Below are 17,371 nucleotides of genomic sequence, written 5' to 3' on the forward strand. Positions count from 1 at the left end.
ACCTCCTTCGATTTGGCAAACCTGTATGGCTCATTCCTTCACGGAGCCGACCATGGCCCCTGTCGCAAAATGCTTCTGAAGGAACGGATACACGAGCATGATGGGGATGGTGGCAATGACGACCGCAGCCATTTTGAGCGTTTCCGTCGGCAGCTGCCGGTTCATCTGCAGGGAGACGTTTTGTTCGCCGCCGCCCATGGTGGTCGGGTCGACGAGCATGTTTTGCAGCAGCACCTGCAGCGGCCATTTCGCCTGCTGGTTGATGAACATGATGCCGTTAAAATACGTGTTCCAATAGCCGACGGCGAAAAACAGGCCGAAAGCGACGATCGCGGGCAGCGACAGCGGGATGATGATCCGCCAAAAGACGCTGATTTCGGTGCAGCCGTCGATCCGGGCGGCTTCGTCCAGACTGTCCGGGATGCCGTCGAAAAAGCCCTTCATGAGCAGCACGTACCATCCGCTGGTAAGCGAAGGCAAAATCAAGGACCAGACGCTGTCGATCAAGCCCAGATTCCGGACGATCAAGTAGACCGGGACAAGCCCCGGCGTGAATAAAAAGGTCAGCAGGATCATAAACATCATCGTTTTGCGGAACCGCAGCCGTCGGCAGGAGATGGCGTAAGCGAGTCCTCCCGTCACAATCAGGCTTAAAGCGGTGCCGACCGTGGCCAGAAACACGCTGACCATCAAGGAATTGACGAACAAGCCGTTGCCGAGCAAATATTTGTAGGCGTCCAGCGACCATTGATGCGGCCACAGGATCAAATCCCGGGTGTAATATTCCGTCGAATCGGTAAAGGATAGCACGATCGTGTAATAGATCGGGAAAACCATGGCCAGGCTGAACAAAACCAGGAGGCCGCCGTTGGCGTACGTAAACAGCCGGTCTTTCCAGGACGTATTGACTTCCATAATCATCGGGTGTCTCTCCTTTCGGTGGGGTCTTTTGCGTTAATACAGGCTTTCCTGGCCGAAACGTTTGGCGGCCCTGTTCGCGCCGACGACCAAAATGACGCCCACGATCGATTTGAAGAGGCCGATGGCGGTGCTGTAGCTGAATTCCCCCTGCCGGATGCCGACGCGGTAAACGTACGTATCGAACACTTCGGCGACCTCGGTCACGGCGGCGTTCATCATCAGGTAGACCTGTTCGAAGCCCGTGTCCATGATCGTTCCGAGCCGCAAAATGAGCAGAATCATGATGACGTTCCGCATCGCGGGCAGCGTGATATGCCACATCCGCCGGAAACGCCCGGCTCCGTCGATAACGGCCGCTTCGTACTGCTGCGGATCGACGCCGGCGATGGCGGCGAGGAAGATAATCGTGCCCCAGCCGACTTCTTTCCAGATGGATTGCGCCGTCAACATGCCCCAAAACAGCTTCGGGTTCGATAAAATGTCGACCGTATTTTTGTCCAGCGCCGTCAGCAGCTTGTTGAACAACCCTTCGGATTGGGAGAACATCAAGTAGGTCAAGCCGTAAATGAGCACCCACGACAAAAAGTGGGGGATATAAATCAGCGATTGTACGGTGCGTTTCATCAGCTGATGGCGGACTTCGTTCAGCATCAAGGCGAGGATGATCGGCGCCGGGAAAAAGAAAACCAGATTCATCAAGCTAATCCCAAGCGTGTTGCGCAGCAGCATCCAGAAGTCGGGGTTCGAGAAAAACCGGGCAAAATGCTCGAATCCGACCCATGGGCTTCCGGCAATCCCCAAATAAGGGGAGTAGTCCTGAAAACCGATGACCAGGTTGGTGATCGGAATATATTTGAAAATAATGAAAAACAAAATGCCCGGCAGCGCCAGCACGTACAAATACCGGTCCCGTTTCAGATCGGGCCACAGCGGCCGTTTGGATTCCCGCAGCCTTGCGGCACCGGATTGGGATGATCGTTTCCGCATCTGTTTACCTCGCTTTCTTTTGTCTATGGAAAATTTCGTTTCACAAACATGGACCTTCACTCTCAAACCTTTAGCCCGCGACCTTGGCATCGCGCTTGTCATAACCCAATGTAGTGGCTCGCGGCATTTCCGGCAATTTGATTTTATTTTCGGCGGTACACGGCATATCTTTTTTGCCCTGAAAATTTGACGTTTGAGCCATTGCTTTGAGCCTGCAAACGTGGCGCCGCCAATTGGCCGAAAAGGGAAAATCCGTTTTTGTTTTGGCGGGGCTTTTCCTGATGCTTATTTCATGGCGTTGCACTTTTTTTACTCAAAGGGATTTGCGGCCGTTTCCCAATAAAATGGGATGATTTTTCGCGTTGAAAGCCTTTTCATATGGGGTTGGTTTCGTTATGATGAATGGTACAACACCAACGCACGGGTGAAGATCGATTCGAACAGATACCGTCAGGAGTGAGGGATTTGGGTAAGGAATGGACGAGGAAATTGGCTTCAAAAGGAATCATGTACTGGAAAACCATCGCGCTGGTCATCATGCTCACATGCGTCCCCATTTCGATCGTGAGTTTTATCAACTGGCATGTCGGCAATCAGTACCTGATCCGGCAGTACCAACAGAATAACGAGCAGCTGCTGAAGGATACGGCAAGGCGAGTCGATGAGCAGTTTTCCCAGCTTGTCCAGTATGCCTCGCACATGATGTCCAACCCGATCCTGAAGCCATCCCTGGCGGACACCAATTTTGTGGACCAATTCGAGAAAACGCAGGAGCTAAGCGATACGCTTTATTTTATCGAAAACGGGGATCCGCTGGTCGATCAGGCCTACCTGTATGTGGCCAAACAGAACAAAATCATGCAGCCCATGCTCGGCTTGCGGACCTTGGATGATCCGGCGGATGCCGACGCCTGGAGCAAGATCATGTCATCGGACCAAAGCATCTTCTGGACGAACGGGCTGCCCCGTCCTTTCAATAAGGGGAAGTCGACCCATGCCATCGTCATGAAGCTGCCTTTCAACAGCCAGCAATCTTACGGGGCGCTAGTGCTGTACGTCAATCCCGCCAAGGTGAACCTGAGCGCCAATTCCGAGCAGGTGGCCTTTGTGCTGGACGGGGAAGACACGCTGGTCGGCCAATCCGACGCGAGCAAACAATATCCGGAGGTCGTGCCCTCCATTTTGGAGAAGCTGAAGGAAACCAAACGTTCCTACGATACACAGCTTCATTTCCAGCTGCCGATGAAAAACGACAAGCTGCTTGTCAGCGCGTTATCCTTCGAGAAAATGGGCGGCATTTGGACCTTCGTCTCGGGGACGCCGTCGTCGGCCATTACGGCGCCTACGGGGCCGTACCGGCATGTCGTGATCGTTTACTGGATCGGTTCCCTGTGCGTGGCGCTGGCCCTCAGCTGGTTCGCCTCCAACCGGATGTACCGGCCGATCCGCAAAATCGTCGATTTGTTCAAGGAAGGCAAACCGGAGCCGGCTCCCGAAAACAACGAGCTGAAATATATCGAGGAGAAATGGAAGCAGTATCGGTCCGTCAACGAGACGCTGCAAAGCAGCTTGAACCAGTCCATCCCGAAGGTGCGGGAAGCGCTCATCAACCAGTTCGTGACGGGGCAGGCGGCCCATTTGACGGAAGCCGAAATCATCGAAAAGCTGCAGGCGCTGCAGCTCGATTTGGCGGAACATCGGTTTTTTATCGTGGTATGCCGCCTTCATTCCCTGACGCTGAACCGCGGACAGCTTACGGCCAAAGACGTGCAGCTGCTCACGTACGCCGCCGTCAATTTGCTGCATGAAATGTCCGAGCGGATCGGCTCCTACGTGCACACCATCGATTTTATGGACGGCTCGTTTGCCGTCATCGTGTGCGTGCCTGCCGCTTCCGCGGCGTCCGGGGATAACCTGAAACGGCCGCTGATGCAGTTGGGCGGCGACATGCTGAACACCTTGCGGGACGTGCTGGGCATGCCGGCCACGATTGCCGTGAGCGGCCCCGCCGGGGCTTGGCGCGATGTTCCTTATTTGCTGGAGCAGGCCAAAAGATCGTTAAGCTACCGATCCTTTACGTCCGACAGCCAGCTGCTTGAAGCCGAAGCGGTGATGGAAAAATCGAAGGTCGAGGTGGAATTTCCTTTCGAGCTGGAGCAGGAATTTACGCATACGCTCAACCTGGGGCTGGAAAAAGAAGCCGAGGATATTTTGATCCGGTTCGTTGAAGCGCTGCAGAGGGACGGGGCGCCGGAGTGGGTCGTGCATCAAGGCTTGATGCGGCTTAAAAACAGCCTGTTCCGTTCCATGCTTCAATCGAACCATAACCCTTACGCCATCTATGACGGGATCAAGCTGCAGGAGGAGCTGGAGGCGCTCCGGGACGCCAATGCGTGCATCCAGTGGTTCCGCGCGAACGTGATCCGGCCGTACATCGAGGCGCTGAACCGGAGTTACCATCCGTCGATGAAAGCAATCGTGGATCAAATTATGGAGACGATCCATGAAAATTACATGGCCGACCTTTCGCTGGAGACGTTCGCCATGGAAGCCGGGGTCAGCGTGTCCCAACTGAGCAAGGCATTCCGGCAAATGACGGGATCGAACTACATCGATTATTTGACTTCCATCAAAATGAGCCACTGCAAAAAACTGCTCGTTTCGACCGACATGAAAATCAGCGATGTTGCCCGGGCGGTCGGGTACCAGCCTCCGTACTTCAACCGGATGTTCAAGAAATTGGAGGGAATGACGCCGGGACAATACCGGGACCAGTTTAATCCAACGCTTCAGGATCAGAAGGAGGCGTAAAAACACTTTTGGAGGTGTCATAATGCGGGTTGGAATCATTGGAGGCGGTTTTGGTTTAAGGGTTCAAGCGCCGTTGATTCGGCTTCATCCGGAGATGGAGGTCGCCGCCGTCAGTACCATGATGAGGCATGAACTCCCGGATGAGTGGCCTCGATGGGATCAAGCTCCGGTACATTATAAAGACTGGGCGGAAATGCTTGATCGGGAGAAGCTCGATCTTTTAGTGGTAAGTTCCCTGCCTGTGTATCATTACCGAATGGTCAAACAAGCCATAGAGAGGGGATTGCCCGTCATTTGCGAAAAACCTTTTACGATGAATCGCCATGAGTCCTGGAAGCTGCTGGAGCTGGCGGAGAAAAGCCAAGCCAAGGTGGTCATTGATTTTGAATGGCGGTATTTGCCCGTCCGGCAGAAGATAAAGGAGCTGATCGCCAACGATGCCATAGGGCGGATCCTTCATTTCGAATATCATATATCGAGTCCGCAATATGCTGGACTGGAAACCACCCCAAGAGGCTGGATGGGGGAAAAACGCAAGTTCGGAGGCATGCTCGGGGCCCTCGGCTCGCATATGATCGATTGCTTGAGATGGCTTGGGAACGATGAAATCCGAACCGTCGACGGAACCGTGCATACGCATGTACCCCGCGGGGCCGGAGAAACAAGGGACGCAGACGATGCCTTTTTTGCTCACGGCATGATGAATAGCGGATTCACCTTTTCGATTCAATTATTGTCCGGGATTCATCATGGTTTCGGGTCTCAGCTAAAATTATTCGGAAACAAGGGTACGATCACGTTAACGGATGACTCAGTTCTTCGATTCGGGGAAGCGGGGGGCCAGCTTACCGAAATCGCCTTGCCGTCCCCAAAGGAGGCGCCTTCCTGCATTTCGGCGGAGGCTCAAGCCTATTACCCGGCATTCTATCCGTTTTTAGAAAAAGTATATGATTATATCAAGTGCAGCCAAATCGATGCGGATTTGCCTCTGATCGAGGATGGGCACCGGAACCAAGCCGTGCTTGATCGAATCTTAGGTTCGTAACCCGATTCACCGATTCAGTTTATCCCTTTGCGTTCCTTTGTTATAATAAAATGAATAAAAAACGCAAACAGTTTTTGCTGGCGGGAGGAGTTTTACGTTGAAAAGGGTTACGATGCAGCAGATTGCCGATCATCTGGGCGTATCGAAGTTCGTGGTATCCAAGGCGCTCTCGGGGAAGGGCGGCGTCAATGAACATACGAAATCACGGGTCATTCAGGCCGCTTCCCAGCTCGGATATTTTGCCCAGAAGAATGCCTATATCAAAAATAACGAAGGGGAACCAAACGTCGTCACTACGTCCGGCAAGCAATCTGTCATCGTTTTGATGCCTAACATCCGCTTTCAGACCAAGGACTCTCTGTATTGGGGCAAGATTATGGAGGGCATTTCGCGGGAGCTGGAACAAAAAGGGCTCGGCATGGTCATCGTCACGGAATCCCGGGTCGACTCGTTTGTCCATGTGCTGAATCCGAGCGGAATTTTCGGCATGATCGGGGTCGGCCAAATCGATTCCGAGCTGCTGCTGGAGACGCACCGCCTGGGGATTCCCATGGTCCTGGTGGATCATGAAGACGACCTTATTCCGACGGATACGGTTTTCGTGAACAATACGGACGCAATCGCCCGGCTTTGCAACCATTTGATCGGTCTTGGCCATACGCGTCTTCAATTTGTCGGAGACGTTCGTTTTTCCCGAAGCTTTCAGGACCGGTGGATCGGTTTTCGCAAAGCGCTGGAACAGAACGGCCTGGAGGCGCTTAAGCCCATCGATCCGATGGTCACGCTGGATGGGGTGGACAGCGGCGAGTTTGCCGGTGAATTCGAGAAATGGCTTGCAAAAATGAAAGAAAAAGGGCAGCTGCCGACGGCGCTCGTTTGCGCCAACGATTCGATCGCGTTCGGGGTTATGTCCACGCTGCAAAAGCATGGCATTCGGGTTCCGGAAGATATCTCCGTTACCGGCTTTGACAACATCGATGCCGCCGACCGGTCCCAGCCTGCATTGACGACCGTCCATGTGCCGAAGGAGGCCATGGGCGAGCGCTCGGTCAAGAAGCTGCTTGAAAGGATCCAGCATCCGGAGCTTACCGTCGAGAAAATCCTTGTCTCTGCGGACATCGTGTACCGGGACTCTACGTCAGGGCCAAGGAAACAGTAGAGGGGCCGAGCGGCGAAAACGAACCGGGGGGGACAGCACTCGCCGGAGACGACCGCCGTGCCAGCCGACAGCCATAACTTGCACTATAGCAAAAAAAGGGGATCGGTCAGCCGGTTTACGGCAGACGGTCCCCTTTTGATATTTCAGGATTTTTTGAAAAATCCTCATTTAAATGCGTGCCTTATGCAATGCCAGATTGCGGTCAATCAGCTGGATTCGTTGTTCTACGCAGGCGTAGGAGCGCAAGGCGTCTTCCGGCGTGTGCAGCACGTAATCCAGCAGTTGGTCTACCGTGGTGGTGGCGACATGCACCCGGGTATCGGAGGAGGCGTAATAAATATATACGTTTCCGTCGTCGGTGGCGATGACCCCGTTGCAGAACACGACATTGGATACGTCGCCCACCCGTTCTTCGCCCTCAGGCGCGATAAAATGTCCTCCGGGACGATGCGTAACTTGATCGGGACGATCCAGGTCGGAAAGGAAAGCATACAGGACGTACCTTAAACCGGCAGCCGTATTGCGGACGCCGTGCGCGATGTGGAGCCAGCCGCGGTCCGTTTTGATCGGCGCGGGCCCCTGCCCGTTTTTGACTTCCTTGATGGTGTGGTAATGGCGTTCGTCGATGACGATTTCCCGATCGATGACGGCGTGTTCGATGGAGTCGGACAATCCCCAACCGATCCCTCCGCCGGAGCCGGCATCAATGAACCCGTCCTGCGGGCGGGTGTAGAAGGCATATTTGCCGTCGACGAATTCAGGGTGCAATACGACGTTCCGCTGCTGCGGCGACCCCGTTTTCAGGTCATCAAGCCGCTCCCAAGCCACAAGGTCTTTGGTGCGGGCGATTCCGCATTGAGCGATCGCGCTCGACAAATCGCCCAGGGGAGCGTTCGGGTCCTTCCTCTCGGTGCAGAACAAGCCGTAAATCCAGCCGTCCTCATGCTGCACCAGCCGCATGTCATAGACGTTAGTATCCGGAACATCGGTTTCGGGCATGACGACCGGATGATCCCAAAAACGGAAGCCGTCGATCCCGTTGTCGCTTTCCGCAACCGCGAAAAAAGATTTGCGGTCTACGCCTTCGACGCGGGCGACCAAATAAAATTTGCCGTTCAAATAAATGGCTCCGGGATTAAAAACGCCGTTCACGCCAAGCCGTTCCGAAAAATAAGGATTCGTCTCGGGATTAAAATCGTACCTCCAGATGAGGGGCGCATGGTCCGCCGTCAGCACCGGATATCGGTAGCGGTCGTAAACGCCGTTGCCCGGCGGCATTTTTTCGTTTTTTCGGTTGATCAGCGATTCGTAATTTTCCGTCAACTGCCGTTTTCGTTGTTCAAACAAGCTCATTGTTTCCCCTCCGATCATAGTGAATCGACTTCCTGCAGGTTCGTTTCTTTTTGAAGACGGGACAGCATTTCCAGGCAAGCCCTGCCGTTATGGTACGGGCATTTCCATGCGCTGATTTTCGTGCCGCCTGGCAGCGGCGAACCGTTCGGGTCGACTCCCCAATGCCACTCCCCATGTTCGCGGTCTACGATGTACGTTTGAATGAACTTCCAGGAGTGAATGGCGGCAGCCCTGAATTTGGATTCCCCGGTGAGTTCATAAGCATTGTAAAAGCCGACCATGGCTTCGGCCTGCGGCCACCAGTCCTTATTGGCATCGGTGACTCCGTCAGGCTCCGCCTCGTTCCAGATCCCGCCGTCATGGTCAACCCCTTTAGCGAGAACGGCTTCCGCCATCCGGACGGCAACGGCTCTCACGCGTTCAAGCAGCGTTTGATCCTGAAGAACTTCGGCGGCTTCCATCAGCAGCCAGCTGCCTTCAATATCGTGACCATAGGAAATATGCGAGCCTTTGGCGTTCCATTCCTCGTCAAAAAACAACCGGAAATGCCCGGTGGCCCGGTCAACGATCTTTTCAAGCGTCACCTCGATTAATCGGGTCAGACTTGAAGCCAGCGTCGGCGACTTCCATGCCCGGTACAGGTTCGTATAAGCCTCCAGCACGTGAAGATGGGTGTTCATGGATTTTTTCTCATTCAGGTCCTTGTTGCTGAGGCTGAAGTTGTCCGTATGGCTCCAATCGCGTCCCAGAGCTTCGATATATCCTTGATGGATCGGATCGTGGCTGTGCCGCTCAATCAGCTGGTACAGCTCGATGGAGGCATCCAGGGCTTCCTGCCGCCCATCGGCAAGGTAAAATTCGGACAAAGCGTAAATCGCAAAGGCTTGTCCGTAGATTTGCTTCTTATCCTGGGAAGGATGGCCGTCGGCATCCACCATCCAATACAATCCTCCGTGATCCCTGTCGAGAAAGTGTCCGATCAAGTAGTCGTAGGCTCTGCCGGCGATCTCCAGGTATTGTTCGTCCTTGTAATGGCGATAGGCAGCGGAAAACGTCCACAAGATGCGGGCATTCAGCACCAGCCCTTTGTCGGCGTGTTCATTCACGCGCAGCTGCCCATCGATCTCCCCGTAAAAGCCGCCGCGCGCGGTATCCACGCCTTTTTCGGCCCAAAATCGCAAAATATTGTTTTTCAGCTCTTCATCCAGCTCCCGCATCCATGGCAAGGCATCCAGCATGTCAGCATCCTCCTTGACGGGCGATCGCCTCGTTTTTCAAACGATCGGCATAATGCCCGCGAATGACGGCCTCGGCCTCTTTGCCGTACACGCAATAACCGTCATCCGCGGACGCTTCGTCCCGGCGGTACAGCTCGGCCGGCCAGTCCCACAACATAAACCCTTGCACCCAGTCCCGCTCGCTGCACTTGCCGAACATGGTACGGTAAAAATCGGCCTGTTCGGTTTCATTCACTGCGCCTTGAAGCGTCCAATCATTGGGGATCGACGCCGAGCCCGTTCGGCTCGGACAACCGGCCTCCATAAAAATAAACGGCTTGTCGAACTTCCGGACGACGGCTTCAATACGGTCCAATTGGTTGTCCCAATCGTGAATCGGATAGTATCCGCTGGAGCTGATCACGTCCAGGTCGTCCCACCAAGCCACGTTATCCTCTTGATATTTATCGCAATTATATGTGACGATTCCGCTGTAAACGCCTCTGACCTGCGAGATCAGCTCGCGCCATTCCCGTTCCCGGCGATCGGTTTGGACCATTTCGCAGCCGATGCAGAACATCTCGCACCCGGTTTCCTCGGCGATTTTCGCAAAATGCAAAATATAGCGGTTATAGGAAGCAAACCAGTCGCTCCACTTCGGTTCGCACGGCACGTCCTTGTCGAAAAAGTTGATGTGGGCCCGCCACGTCCCGTCCGTGCAGTTCACGATCGGCTTCAGGCACACCTTGAGCCCCAACGACTTGGCTTTGGCGATAGCCCATTTTACTTCGGCATCCGTTACCGTCGGATCTTCCCAATAAGGGATTTCCGTGGAGAAGGGAGTCGCTTGATAAGCCGAAAAGGCGATGGCGGTCCAATTGATGCCGGTCGTTTCGGACATGGCTTCCATTGAGGCGGAGGCGTATTCGGTAGCCCACGTTCCCCTGACCCCCATGAATCCCCATGTCATTCCTGCGATAAATGGTTCTGTTAGTTTCACTTTATTCACCTCATGTCGTATAAATAACAGACTTGATCGTTCGAATCACATGTTTTGTTATTATTTGTTATCAAAAATAATAACAAAATAAATACCATATGCTAAATATATACCGGAACCGCTGCCAATACAATACCTAATAAGCAAAAGAGTACGACCGAAACTTGAGAAAAAACGCGAAAACGGTGTTTGACAATACAAAAAAGCCGCTTATTCCAAGAGGCTCGACTCTCGGATAAGCGGCATTCCGCAGTGATTACAACATTTTTTTATATTCATTGGGCGTTACGCCGACCATTTTTTTGAACAATTTATTGAAATAGGCGGGGTCCGGATAACCCACTTCGGCTCCGATTTGGTGCACCTTCATGCCCGGTTCGGTGCGAAGGAGCCGTTTGGCGTTTTTCAACCTGATCTCGGCGATGTACTCCGTCAGCGTAAGACCCGTTTCATGTTTGAATAACTTGCTTAAATAACTCGGGGTCAGGAAAACCAGATTGGCCAGCGTATTCAGCTCGACATGCCGGCTGTAGTTTTCGGCGATCCAACGCTTGACCGTTTCGACGGCTTTGCTGCCCATTTCCTTGCGGGCCTTCTGCAATTCCGACAACGCGCCCATGAAACAAGACAAAAACAGCTGCTTCATTTCCGAAAAGGACAGGCAGGCAAGCAGCCGCTCCTTCCGCCCGGCGTAGGCCGGCGATTCGAAGATGTCCTTCAGCTCGCGAATTTCCGCAGCGGCCGCCTCTTCGATCGTGGTGCAAGTCTCTACGATGGCTTCTGGGGAGGCCGCTTCCGACCTGAGCCGCTCAAAACGCCGCTGAATCCATTCCTGCAGGGGTGCCAAGTGAAGGAGGTGGAGCTGCTCGGTAAAAAACTCCCATTCCGCGGCGGTAATTTCCTGCACTTGCGGCGGCGATGTTCGGTCGCCGATTGCGCCGTAGGGTGCGTAATGGCGGAGAGCATGCCCATAAATTCCCGTATCACAGGCAAGCTTGGCCTCCAGATAAGCTGCCTTGAGTTTTTTGACGTCATTGTAGACGTTGCTGGATCCCGCATGAACCCGGCCATCGGCCCCGCCATGGAACGCATCGCCCGTCAGAAGCTTGCCGATCCGATGGACGGCATCCGCTCCGGGAGCTTCGGCAAAATAAAAAATAAAGACCTGCAGCCGGTGTTGAACGGCAAGCCGATCGAATAACCATTCCGGGTCAAAGTTGTCCAAACTTCGGCCGCATGTCTGCGTGTGCTCCGATTCCTCCGTGCCAGCTCTCTGGACGAACGCCACAAAATAAGGCCGGGGAAGCGAGAGCTCCTCCCACACATATTCCGCGACGGCTTCGCTATGAAGACAGGTGTGGATCAGCCTTTGACGGTGAAGCGCCTCTTTTTCCCTGGACGTTTCCTGTTCGTCGTGCAGCCGGTAAAGCAGTTCAAACAGCTGCTCCTTGTTGATCGGCTTGAGCAGGTAATCGACGGCGGAGACCCGAATGGCTTCCCGGGCATATTCGAATTCCGTAAATCCGCTCATTAGGATGGAACGAATATGGGGATGGGTCGCCCGCAAGCTTTTGATCAGCTCAAGGCCGTCAATGACAGGCATCCGGATGTCCGTAATGACCACATCGACCTCGAGTTCCGGAAGATGCCGAAGCGCATCTTCTCCGTCCGGGAATTGGCCGACCACCCGAAAGCAAGGACTTTCCTTGCCGATGATTTTGGCCAGGCCTTCGCGAATGAGCACTTCATCGTCCACGATCATGATGTTAAGCAAGCGGCTTCGCCCTCCTTTCTTCTCGAAAACGGTTGATCATTCCCTGTCATCGGGCAGGTTTTCCTTAATCTTGATCAAGACGCTGGTTCCGGCCCCCGGTTCGCTGTAAACCTGCAGGCCGCATCCGTGGCCGTAATGCAGCCGGATCCGCTCGTTGACGTTATGGATGCCGATTCCGAACGTTCCGCCGGCATCGGTTTCTCTCAAGCTGGCATTCAGCGCCAGCAATTTTTGCCCGTCCATTCCGACGCCGTCGTCCTGGATCCGGAATATGACGTGCTCGTGTTCCTTCCAGGCGTCAATGGCGACCGTGCCCGTCCCCGGCTTGCGCTCCAACCCGTGAAATACCGCGTTTTCGACGATGGGCTGAAATATCAGCTTCAAAACCGGAAGCCCGCGAAACGCTTCGGGAACATCGATCGTGAGCTTGAATTTGCCCGGAAACCGAATGGCCAGCAGATCGAAATAATGTTGGACATGCTCAAGCTCCTGGGCTATGGTCACCGTTTCTTCGCTCCGGACGATGCTGTAACGCAGCTGGATGCCGAGCAGATAAGTAAGCTTGGCCACCTGCGGATCATCGTTGATTTCCGCCAGCATGCGGATCGACTCCAACGTATTGTAAATGAAATGAGGGTTGATCTGGCTTTGCAGCGCCCGCATGTCGGCCATTTGCTTCCGTTTTTCCGTGGCTTTGATTTCGTTCAGCAATTCTTTGACCCGCACAATCATCCGGTTAAAATGGCTTCCGAGCATGCCGATCTCGTCCTCGTACCGGGTGGTGATCCAAACGTTCAAATTCCCGTGCTGCACCTGTCTCATATAACGGACCATCGATTTTAGCGGCTTGGTCAGCGCATGCGAGAAAAAGGTGGCGGCAATCAGGGCGATGCAAAGCAGCAGCAGCGTCGTGACGATCAACGTGGTGCTGTTTTGCTTGACCTTGTACAAAATTTTGGCCAGGGGAATCGAAACCGACGTGGTCCATCCCGTCTGTTCCGACACCACAAATACGGTCAAATAGCGCTTTCCGTCGATCTCCGATTCGAAATATCCGGTTTGCCGGCCTTTCCTCAGCGACATCAGATCCGATTGCCGGGCGCTGACGGTCCCGGGATCTCCGCTGGCATAAACGAGCTTTCCCTGATCGTCGAGAATTAAGGAGGAGCCTTGGGTGACCCGGTCCATCGGCTCCGCGATGTCTTTGAAGAGCTCGATGTCGATGTCGAACACGATGATCCCGATGTCCTGAAGCGTGCTCGCCGATTTGACCGTGCGCAGCACGCTGAATACGGCCTTTTGCTTGTTGCCGTTCACCTGAATCGAATGTCTTCCCATGAGAATGGGATGCGCCCCCGACTGTTGGCCGACGAGCCTTTTCCAAGTGCCCAGCTGATCCGTCGTGGACAGATCCGTGATATCCGGCCTTTTGTCGAAAAAGATATGATCATACCGGTCGACCAGATAGACGGCGGCGATCTCTTTTTTGGTGTGGCTCAAATAGCTGAGGAACATCCCCATGGCGACGTTTTTTCCCCAATCGGTCGTCTCCTGCTCCAAATAATATTGGACGTCCGAATTGTAGAGGGGAAGGGCGGTCGAACGCTTCAGGTCGGCCACGTACCTGTCGGTCGTGTTCGACGCGTTGCCGGCCATCTGGATCGCATTGTTCGTGGCGTTTTGCCGAACCGAATTGAAGGTGGAACGCGCCGAAAGATAGCTCACGTAGGTGATGGGCAGCGACAGCAGAAAAACGAAAATAAGAATCAGTTTTTTCTCCAAAGAAAGATTGGCAAGAAAAACCCATCCCTTGCGTATCGTCCGGCCGATCCAACGTGTCATGCGAGTTCTCCCCCTGATGTTTTGGTTTATTTCACCGCGCCGCTGGTGACTCCTTCAAAGATATACCGCTGAAGGAAAATGTACAATATGACCGTCGGCAGCAAAATAAGCAAAATGGCTGCGCAGATCAAGTTCCAGTCCGCCGTGTTGACCCCCTGAAACCGCATCAGGACGGTCGTTACGACGCCCAAGCTTTGCTTCGGCATGTAGAGATACGGAATGTACATATCGTTATAGATGCTGATCGTTTTCAGAATGACCAGCGTGGCGGTTGCCGGCGTCAGGAGCGGAAAAATGATGGACCGATAGATTTTGAACAGGGAGGCTCCTTCCACCATGGCGCTTTCGTCCAAATCGTACGGGATGTTTCGGATAAACTGCAGGTACAAAATGATTTGGATCACGTCCGCTCCGATGTACAGCACAATGGGCGCGGCCAGCGTATTGTACAGTCCCAGGCCTTTGATGATGCCGAAGGTGGCGACCTGGGTCGTAATGCTCGGTATGATGGTAGCGATCAGGTAGGCGCCGAACACGACGGGCTTCAGCTTGAAGGAGAAGCGGCCGAGTGCGTAAGCGACCATGGTGCCGAACAAAATATTCAGGGCAAGGGAAACAATGATGATCAATAGGATGTTGCCGAAGCCGCTGAGCAGTCCGCCGCGTTCAAACACGATGTTGAAATTTTCGAAATTGAAAAAGCTGTGGGGCAGGGAGATGGAACTGCTCGCGTTGAACTCATCCTTCGATTTGAATGCATTGACGATGACGACATACGGCGGAAATAACACGACAAAAACGCCGATGAGTAGCGTGACGTATTTGAACAGGTTCTGCAAACGAAATGGGGAACGCTTCATGACTTATTGCCTCCTCTGCTGAGAACAAACTGCTGTACCGCTAGCACGACCACCACAAACCCAAGCAGGATGATGCTCATGGCCGATGCAAGCCCGTAATTGTTGTAGGAGAAGGCCGTATCGACGACCCGCTGCACGTAGGTTTGGCTGGCGCCGGCCGGACCGCCTTTGGTGAGCACGAACGGAAGGTCGAACACTTCCAGCGCCCCCGTGACGGTAAGGAACAAATTCAGCTGGATCACGGGTTTCATGTTCGGGAGCGTAATTTTCCAGAGCGTCTGCCAGGAGTTGGCCCCGTCGATTTTCGCCGCCTCGTACAGATCCTTCGGGATGGCCTGCAGCGAAGCGATATAGATGACCATGTTATAACCCATAAAACGCCATAGTCCCGTCGAAGCCAGCGCGTAGTTGACCAGCCCTTCGGTGCCGAGCCAGCTCGTCTCCCCGAGACGGTTCAGCCCGAGGCCGTTCAGGAACAGGTTCAGCGAACCGTTGGTCGTGTCGAACACGTAACCGAACATAAAGGCGACGGCAACGCCGTTCATGATATAAGGCAGGAACAGGAGAATGCGAAACACGTTGCGCCCGCGAAGCTTGCTGTTTAAGACCACGGCAAAATAAATGGCGATAACGTTTTGCACGATCCCCATGGCAAAATAAGCGAAATTATGTTCAAAAACTTTAAAAATATCGGGATTGGAAAATACCTCTTTATAATTGTCCAGTCCGACCCAAGGTTTTTCCGGGCTGTAGCCGTCCCAATTGGTGAAGCTGTAATAAATGAGCTTGATTGCCGGATAATACGTGAACGTCGCCAGGAGGATCAACGGGATCAGCAGAAAAGAGACGATCACGATCGTTTTTTGTTTGTTGTACGAGAGCGATGAAAACATCTTGCATACCTTCTTTCCGCAAAAGCTTTTGCTGTACGCCTGCCGCGCCGGAATGACGGGAAACAAAATGGATTATCGCCGTGACGGATAATCCATTTTGCTTCGAACCGTTATTTAAAGCGGGCAGGGTTGATATTGGCGAATGCTTATTTGCCGAGGTCTTTTTTGGCTTTGGCCCATGCTTTGTTCCATTTGTCGAGCACGCTTTGCGGATCTTTGGCAAGCACGAATTCCTGGGCGATGGCCGGCAAATCGATTTGGGCTTTGTTTGAAATGTTGGCGACGTCCATGTCGTCCGGAGTGCCTTCTTGAAGCTCGACGCCGGTCGCCTTAAATTCTTTCAATTGGGCGAGCTTGGATTCCTTATCCTTCAGCGGCGGAATAAAACCGGCAAAATCCTCGTATCCGGAATCTTCAATCATCCATTTTACGAAAGCTTTGGCCGCTTCCGGGGACTTGCTGTTTTTGGAGACCGCATAGAAGAAGTCCGGACTCAGAGCGGCTCTTACCGTTCCGGAATTATCGTAAGGGAGAGGGAAAAACCCGACGTTGTCGGAGGTCGTTCCGGCTCCGATCACCTGATTGATGACCCAGTTTCCGAGGAAATACATCGCGAACTTGCCTGAAGCGATATCTTTCTTGGACTGTTCCCAGTTGGTGGAGTTGATGTCTTTTTCAAGATAGCCTTTTTCATTCAGTTCCCGGATCAAGCTAAGCGCTTTGCCGTAACCGTTGTCCATCGTAAACGGCGTATCGGTGTTCAGCTTTTCGTTCGGGAAATCCGGATTGTTTTCGATGACGCGAGGCAGGTCGTAGACCCAGTTGTTCAAAGGCCATTTGTCTTTAAAGTTCGAAGCGAGCGGCACGATGCCTTTTTGTTTCAGCTTCTCGCAAGCGGCCAGGAATTCGTCCCAAGTTTTTGGAATTTCGGTGATCCCCGCATCGGCAAAAGCCTTTTTGTTGTACACGATTCCCGAAGTGGAGTTTCCGCTGGAGAGGCCGTACACCTTTCCTTCGAACGCTTTGAAGTCCTTGAACGTCATTTTGTCGTTCAAACCCAGGTCGTCGAGCGGCAAAAAATATTTCGGCAGATCGGAATTCGGAATGTTAGGGATAAACATCACATCGGGCAGCTCATCGCCGGCCATGCGGACTTTGGCTTGTTGATTGTAGTCCGTCTGGGAGGCTTCAAATTCGACTTTGATGTTCGGATATTTTTCGTTGAAGCGTTTCAAATACTCGTCATACTCTTTGCCGATCATGTCGGTACGGTTGGTCAGGAAAGTGATTTTTCCGCTGATATCGGCTCCGGTTCCGGTGTTTGTCCCCTCACTTGTTTTTGTTCCCTCTGTAGAAGTGGAGGCCCCGTTTCCGTTTTCGGCCGTTTTGCTGTCGCCTCCTGAACCGCAGGCCGATAGAATCGTTGATAGGGCAATAACAAAAGCTAACAAAAAATAAGACCGTTTCTTCATCCTTGTTCTCCCCGTTTCTTTGTTTGATAGCGTTTAC

At 53.3% G+C, this 17,371-nt stretch carries 14 protein-coding genes; 3 read left to right on the forward strand and 11 right to left on the reverse strand.

Features of this window, described 5'->3' with window-relative positions; translation table 11 throughout:
• Window positions 1-30 precede the first annotated feature (30 nt).
• The 3 genes from RJP21_RS00760 to RJP21_RS00770 form a co-directional block, all read right to left on the reverse strand.
• The gene (locus RJP21_RS00760; protein WP_373309249.1) at window positions 31-921 is read right to left on the reverse strand and encodes a carbohydrate ABC transporter permease; all 891 of its coding nucleotides are present in this window, start codon (window positions 919-921) and stop codon (window positions 31-33) included.
• A 33-nt stretch (window positions 922-954) separates the two neighbouring features.
• Entirely contained in the window at window positions 955-1,908 is a 954-nt protein-coding gene (locus RJP21_RS00765; protein ID WP_160039542.1) for an ABC transporter permease, read from the reverse strand.
• A 70-nt stretch (window positions 1,909-1,978) separates the two neighbouring features.
• A complete protein-coding gene (locus RJP21_RS00770) occupies window positions 1,979-2,110 on the reverse strand; it encodes a hypothetical protein (RefSeq protein WP_310857672.1) in 132 nt (43 codons plus the stop codon).
• Between the two features lie 263 nt (window positions 2,111-2,373).
• Between RJP21_RS00770 and RJP21_RS00775 the strand changes: the two genes are divergently transcribed.
• The 3 genes from RJP21_RS00775 (at window position 2,374) to RJP21_RS00785 (ending at window position 6,923) form a co-directional block, all read left to right on the forward strand.
• The gene (locus RJP21_RS00775) at window positions 2,374-4,719 is read left to right on the forward strand and encodes a helix-turn-helix domain-containing protein (RefSeq protein WP_310857673.1); all 2,346 of its coding nucleotides are present in this window, start codon (window positions 2,374-2,376) and stop codon (window positions 4,717-4,719) included.
• A 22-nt stretch (window positions 4,720-4,741) separates the two neighbouring features.
• On the forward strand, window positions 4,742-5,764 hold the full coding sequence (locus tag RJP21_RS00780) for a Gfo/Idh/MocA family protein (RefSeq protein WP_310857674.1): 1,023 nt from the start codon (window positions 4,742-4,744) through the stop codon (window positions 5,762-5,764).
• Between the two features lie 97 nt (window positions 5,765-5,861).
• A complete protein-coding gene (locus RJP21_RS00785) occupies window positions 5,862-6,923 on the forward strand; it encodes a LacI family DNA-binding transcriptional regulator (protein WP_310857675.1) in 1,062 nt (353 codons plus the stop codon).
• A gap of 168 nt (window positions 6,924-7,091) precedes the next feature.
• Here RJP21_RS00785 and RJP21_RS00790 read toward each other — a convergent pair whose 3' ends face one another.
• From RJP21_RS00790 to RJP21_RS00825, 8 genes are all read right to left on the reverse strand, one after another.
• Window positions 7,092-8,276: a glycoside hydrolase family 130 protein gene (locus tag RJP21_RS00790; RefSeq protein ID WP_310857676.1), complete on the reverse strand. Its 1,185-nt coding sequence runs from the start codon at window positions 8,274-8,276 to the stop codon at window positions 7,092-7,094.
• A gap of 14 nt (window positions 8,277-8,290) precedes the next feature.
• Window positions 8,291-9,514, reverse strand: coding sequence for an AGE family epimerase/isomerase (locus RJP21_RS00795; protein WP_310857677.1), 1,224 nt, complete (start codon window positions 9,512-9,514; stop codon window positions 8,291-8,293).
• 1 nt (window position 9,515) lies between these two features.
• Window positions 9,516-10,463 carry a glycoside hydrolase family 113 gene (locus tag RJP21_RS00800; RefSeq protein WP_397386164.1) on the reverse strand — a complete coding sequence of 316 codons (948 nt, stop codon included), beginning with the start codon at window positions 10,461-10,463 and terminating at the stop codon, window positions 9,516-9,518.
• Between the two features lie 286 nt (window positions 10,464-10,749).
• Window positions 10,750-12,267, reverse strand: coding sequence for a response regulator (locus RJP21_RS00805; protein WP_310857678.1), 1,518 nt, complete (start codon window positions 12,265-12,267; stop codon window positions 10,750-10,752).
• Window positions 12,268-12,303: 36 nt separating this feature from the next.
• Window positions 12,304-14,109, reverse strand: a complete 1,806-nt coding sequence (locus tag RJP21_RS00810) for a cache domain-containing sensor histidine kinase (protein ID WP_310857679.1) — start codon at window positions 14,107-14,109, stop codon at window positions 12,304-12,306.
• 26 nt (window positions 14,110-14,135) lie between these two features.
• A complete protein-coding gene (locus tag RJP21_RS00815; protein WP_160039530.1) occupies window positions 14,136-14,969 on the reverse strand; it encodes a carbohydrate ABC transporter permease in 834 nt (277 codons plus the stop codon).
• Window positions 14,966-15,862 (reverse strand): carbohydrate ABC transporter permease, encoded by an 897-nt coding sequence (locus RJP21_RS00820; protein WP_310857680.1) that lies wholly within the window; start codon window positions 15,860-15,862, stop codon window positions 14,966-14,968. Before RJP21_RS00820 ends, RJP21_RS00815 begins: the two co-directional genes overlap by 4 nt.
• Before the next feature lie 146 nt (window positions 15,863-16,008).
• Window positions 16,009-17,334, reverse strand: a complete 1,326-nt coding sequence (locus tag RJP21_RS00825) for an ABC transporter substrate-binding protein (protein WP_310857681.1) — start codon at window positions 17,332-17,334, stop codon at window positions 16,009-16,011.
• Window positions 17,335-17,371: the final 37 nt, after the last annotated feature.

The sequence above is a fragment of the Paenibacillus sp. VCA1 genome, assembly GCF_031583795.1.
GTDB lineage: Bacteria > Bacillota > Bacilli > Paenibacillales > Paenibacillaceae > Paenibacillus_AQ > Paenibacillus_AQ albilobatus.